5 protein-coding genes are annotated in these 4,956 nt (G+C 71.9%); 2 read left to right on the top strand and 3 right to left on the bottom strand.

Annotation, left to right across the window (positions count from 1 at the left end):
* Positions 1–66 precede the first annotated feature (66 nt).
* The 3 genes from AN218_RS26665 to ilvA form a co-directional block, all read right to left on the bottom strand.
* Positions 67–933 (bottom strand): ABC transporter permease, encoded by an 867-nt coding sequence (locus AN218_RS26665; RefSeq protein ID WP_070019657.1) that lies wholly within the window; start codon positions 931–933, stop codon positions 67–69.
* On the bottom strand, positions 930–1,997 hold the full coding sequence (locus AN218_RS26660; protein ID WP_070019655.1) for an ATP-binding cassette domain-containing protein: 1,068 nt from the start codon (positions 1,995–1,997) through the stop codon (positions 930–932). The genes AN218_RS26665 and AN218_RS26660 overlap by 4 nt, the downstream gene beginning before the upstream one ends.
* A 218-nt stretch (positions 1,998–2,215) precedes the next feature.
* Positions 2,216–3,460, bottom strand: a complete 1,245-nt coding sequence (ilvA, locus tag AN218_RS26655; RefSeq protein WP_070019653.1) for a threonine ammonia-lyase — start codon at positions 3,458–3,460, stop codon at positions 2,216–2,218.
* Positions 3,461–3,822: 362 nt separating this feature from the next.
* Here ilvA and AN218_RS26650 point away from each other — a divergent pair, with 362 nt between their 5' ends.
* Together AN218_RS26650 and AN218_RS34865 are read left to right on the top strand one after the other, a co-directional pair.
* Complete coding sequence (locus tag AN218_RS26650) at positions 3,823–4,272, top strand: MarR family winged helix-turn-helix transcriptional regulator (protein ID WP_070019671.1); 450 nt, start codon at positions 3,823–3,825, stop codon at positions 4,270–4,272.
* 45 nt (positions 4,273–4,317) lie between these two features.
* On the top strand, positions 4,318–4,941 hold the full coding sequence (locus tag AN218_RS34865; RefSeq protein WP_171908809.1) for a sigma factor-like helix-turn-helix DNA-binding protein: 624 nt from the start codon (positions 4,318–4,320) through the stop codon (positions 4,939–4,941).
* The last annotated feature ends 15 nt before the right edge of the window (positions 4,942–4,956 follow it).

The raw sequence follows: 4,956 nt of genomic DNA, 5'->3' as shown, positions 1-4,956 counted from the left end.
CCCGGCCATTGAGGCCGGGGCCCACCACTGCGTGCGGCCGCGTGCGCCGAGGGCGCGGGAGCGGCGTCAGGCCGTCGCGGACTTGTACTTGCGGACCGCGAGGGTGCGGAAGAACGCCACGATGAGGATCGACCAGATCAGAGACGCCCAGGCCGGGTGCTGCATCGGCCATGCGTCGGGCACCGGGTAGTGCGGCGGCAGGTTGCCGAACAGCTCGCGGCACGCCTGCACCGTCGCGCTGAAGGGGTTCCACTCGGCGAAGTGCCGCAGCACCGCCGGCATGTTCTGCGACGGGACGAAGGCGTTCGAGATGAACGTCAGCGGGAAGAGCCAGATCAGTCCGCCGGAGGTGGCCGCCTCGGGCGAGCGGACGGTCAGTCCGATCAGCGCCCCGATCCAGGTGAAGGCGTAGCCGAGGAGCAGCAGCAGGCCGAAGCCGGCGAGCACCTTCAGCCCGTTCTCATGGGTGCGCCAGCCGACGAGCAGCGCGACGAGGGCCAGCACTATCAGCGTCAGCCCCGTCTGGACGAGGTCGGCGAGCGTACGTCCGGTGAGCACCGCGCCGCGTGCCATGGGCAGCGAGCGGAACCGGTCGATGAGGCCCTTGTGCATGTCCTCGGCGATGCCCGCGCCCGCGCCCGCCGTGGCGAACGTGACGGTCTGGGCGAAGATGCCGGCCATCAGGAACTCCCGGTACAGGCCCGGGTCGAGGCCGGCGCCGGGGAGGTTGATGGAGCCTCCGAAGACGTAGCTGAAGAGCACCACGAACATGATGGGCTGGAACAGCCCGAAGATGACGACCTCGGGGATGCGCAGCATCCGGATCAGGTTGCGCTTGGCGACCGTGAGGGAGTCGCGTACGGACTGGCGCAGGCCGCCTCCGGCCGGTGCGGCCGGGGTGGGGGCCGTCGGTGCCGTGGTCGTGGCAGTCACTTGACGGCCTCCTTGTTCTGCTTCTTCTGCTTCCTGCTCTTCCGCTTCTGCTGACGGCCGCCGCTCTCGGGGGCCTCCGTGGCGGCGTGCTCCCCGCTGCCGTCGTCCTCCTCGGCCGCGTGGCCGGTGAGGGTGATGAAGACGTCGTCGAGGGTGGGGCGGCGCAGACCGATGTCGTCGATCTCGATGCCCCTGCCGTCCAGTTCGCGGATGACCTCGGCGAGGAGCTTCGCGCCGCCGGCGACGGGGACGGTCAGCCTGCGGGTGTGCTGCTCGACGGTGACGCCCTCCGCGCCGGTGCCCGGCAGGCCGTGCTGGGCGAGGACGGCCTCCGCGGCGGCGATCTCCTCGCGCTCGTGCACGACGACCTCGATGCGCTCGCCGCCCGTCTGGGCCTTGAGCTGGTCGGAGGTGCCGCGGGCGATGACCTTGCCGTGGTCGACCACGGCGATGTCGTGGGCGAGGCGGTCGGCCTCCTCCAGATACTGCGTGGTGAGCAGCAGGGTGGTGCCGCCGGCGACCAAGTCCTCGATCACCTCCCACAGTTGGAGGCGGTTGCGCGGATCGAGGCCGGTGGTCGGCTCGTCCATGAACATCACGGGCGGACGTACGACGAGGGCCGCGGCGAGGTCGAGTCGGCGGCGCATGCCGCCCGAGTACGTCTTCGCGGGACGGTCGGCGGCCTCGGCCAGGTTGAACCGCACCAGCAGCTCGGACGCCCGCTGCTTCGCGTCGCGCGCGGTGAGCTGGTAGAGCTGGCCGACCATCCGCAGGTTCTCCCTGCCGGTCAGATACTCGTCGACGGCGGCGAACTGGCCGGAGAGGCCGATGGAACGCCGTACGTCGTTGGGCTGCTTGAGGACGTCGAGCCCGGCCACGACGGCTTTGCCGCTGTCGGGCCTCAGCAGGGTGGTCAGCACCCGTACGGCAGTGGTCTTGCCGGCGCCGTTGGGCCCGAGCAGGCCCAGCACGGTGCCCTCGGGGACATCGAGGTCGACGCCGTCCAGTGCCCTTACCTCGCCGAAGGTCTTCACGAGACCCTCGGCGTAAATGGCGCCTGGCATAAGTGGGCTCCCAGGTGTGGAGAAGTATCGGGTGGAATCCGAGCAAGTCGGTGATGTACGGCCTGTCCTGGAAACCGCTGTTCCGCGGACCGGCAGGCCAGCAGTATGGATGGACGCGATACATCGCGTCAACTGGATAGGGGCAACTCGCGACAGTCGCGAGTGCCGTACATGGGTCGCGGACGGGGTGGCCTGCGCGGACGTTCACCGCCGGCGGCTCACCGCGTGAGGACGACCGTGTATCCGGCCTCGCGCAGCTTGGCCGCGACCTCCTCGCAGTGCTCCGGCCCCTTCGTCTCCAAGTGCAGCTCCACCTCCACCTCGTCGAGCCCGAGCCGCGGGTCGGTCCGTACATGGCTCACGTCCAGGACGTTAGCGTCCGCCACCGACAACTCCCGCAGCAGCGCGGCAAGGGCGCCCGGGCTGTCCGTCAGCCGCAGCCGCAGGGAGAGATAGCGGCCCGCGGCGGCCATGCCGTGCCGCAGGGTCCGCTGCATCACCAGAGGGTCGACATTGCCCCCCGAGAGCACCGCGACGACGGGCCCCTCGAACGACTCCGGCCGCGAGAGCAGCGCCGCCACCGGGCTCGCCCCCGCCGGCTCGACCACCAGCTTCGCCCGTTCCAGACAGAGCAACAACGCGCTGGAGAGGGCGTCTTCGGACACCGTACGGACCTCGTCGACCAGGTCGCCGACGATTCTGAAGGGCACGTCGCCCGGCCGTCCGACCTTGATGCCGTCGGCCATCGTCGAGACCGAGTCGAGCACTACCGGCTTCCCCGCGGCCAGCGACGGCGGGTACGCGGCGGCGCCCTCCGCCTGCACGCCGACGATCCGTACGTCCGGGCGCAGCTCCTTGACCGCGACCGCGATGCCCGCGACGAGCCCGCCGCCGCCCACGCCCACGACGATCGTGCGCACCTCGGGGCACTGCTCCAGGATCTCCAGGCCGAGGGTGCCCTGACCGGCGACGACGTCGGGGTGGTCGAAGGGGTGGATGAAGACGGCGCCCGTCTCCCGCGCGTACTCCTGCGCGGCGAGCAGGGTCTCGTCGACGACCTGGCCCACGAGCCGTACGTCGGCGCCGTAGTCGCGGGTCGCGGCGACCTTCGGCAGCGGGGCGCCCTCGGGCATGAAGACCGTCGAGGCCACGCCCAGCAGGGACGCGGCCAGCGCCACCCCCTGCGCGTGGTTGCCGGCGCTGGCGGCGACGACGCCGCGCTCGCGCTCCCCGGCCGAGAGCCCGGCGATGCGCACATACGCGCCGCGCAGCTTGAACGAGCCGGTGCGCTGAAGGTTCTCGCACTTGAGATGCACCGGGGAGCCGACCAGGGAGCTGAGGTGACGGCTGCCCTCCATGGACGTCGTACGGGCCACGCCGGCGAGCGTCTTCTGCGCGGCACGCACGTCGTCGACGGTGACGGACGCGGATACGGCTGGGGCGCCGGAGGCAGGGGAGACCATGGCGTCAGTGTCGCAGTTCGCCGGGCCGCGGGCGCCGGGTGGTTCCGCGCCGGTCCGTGCGCGGTGCGCGGCGGCCCGTGGTGGCGTGCGCCGGGCGGTACGGGCGGCGGTTCCCGCAGCGGAGGTACGGCCCGGGCCGGTGCCGCGTACGCTGGGCAGGACAATCAGGTCTTTCCGTGTCCCCCGGACCTTCCCCAAGAAGCGAGCATCACGGCATGCCCATGCAACCGGACATGATGACAGTGAACAGCACAGACCCGGCCTCGGATCAGGCCCGCACCGGGCAGGACGCCGGCGACCGCGAACAGAACGACGGCCGCGCCGAGGCGCACGCGGGCTCCGGCGACGCCGTCTTCGAGACCATGCAGCACCAGGTCGCCGTCTTCGCACGCCGGGCCGAGCAGACCCGCCTGGGCGGGATAGGCCAGGCGCGCAACTCGATGGACCGCGCCGCCTATCTGCTGCTCAACCGTCTCGAACAGGTCGGCCCGATGGGCGTGAAGGCCCTCGCCTCCGGCATGGGGATCGACTCCTCGACCGTCACCCGGCAGGTCGCGCCCCTCGTCGAGGCCGGCCTCGTCACCCGCACCACACACCCCGAGGACGGCCGGGCCGTCGTCCTCGAACTCTCCCCGCACGGCACCGCCCGGCTCGGGCAGGTGCGCTCCTCGCGGCGCGATCTGATGGCGCTGCTGACGGAGGACTGGAGCGCGGAGGACCGCGAGACCTTCTGCCGCCTGTTGACCCGCTTCAACCACGCGATGCAGGGCATCAACCCCTCCACGGGGACCCCGGAGGCGGCGACCTCTTGATTTGATCACCGCGGCTGCCGTCCCATTGCGGTACGGGAGGCAGCGGTGGGAGAGCGGCGGGCGCGAGAAGACCGCCGCCGGGCCCGGGAGTTCGAGGTGTTCGTCGCGGGCGCGGCAGGCAGACTGCTGCATGCCGCCACACTGCTCACCGGTGAGCCCTTCGGTTCCGCACCCGCCGCGCAGGAACTGCTCGTCGCGGCCCTCTCCCGTACGTACGCGGACTGGGACCGGCTGCGCGGCGAGGACCCTTACGAGCACACCCGCCAGGAGATCGCCCTGCGCTTCGCGCACACCGCCCGGCGCTACCGGCGTCCGCGCGGCGGCATGCTGGCCGGACTCCCGCCGCGGGAGCGGCTGATGCTGGTGCTGCGGCTGTACGAGGGGGTGGCGGAGGAGCAGGTCGCTGCCTCTCTCGGACTGCCGGTGGAACGGGTGCGGACGCTGTGTACGCGGGCGATGGCGCAGGTGCTCAGCGGCGGCGCGGGGTCGGTCACGGTGGGGGACGCGGACGGGGATCGGGACGCGGACCGGAGCCAGGACGCGGAGGCCGACGCCGCGGGCGGGGTCGTATCGCTGGTCGTCTCCCGTATGACCGCCGGGCTGCGTCACCGCGGCGCGGGCGCCGGCGACCGCGCCGGTCGGGGTCCCGAGGAGGCTTCCCAATGCTGAAGTCAAGCCGCCGCT

Origin of the sequence: Streptomyces nanshensis (genome assembly GCF_001751255.1) — a bacterium.
Classification (GTDB): domain Bacteria; phylum Actinomycetota; class Actinomycetes; order Streptomycetales; family Streptomycetaceae; genus Streptomyces; species Streptomyces nanshensis_A.
The sequence above is the reverse complement of the archived record's forward strand: the minus strand, read 5'-3'. Positions and strand labels throughout refer to the sequence as shown.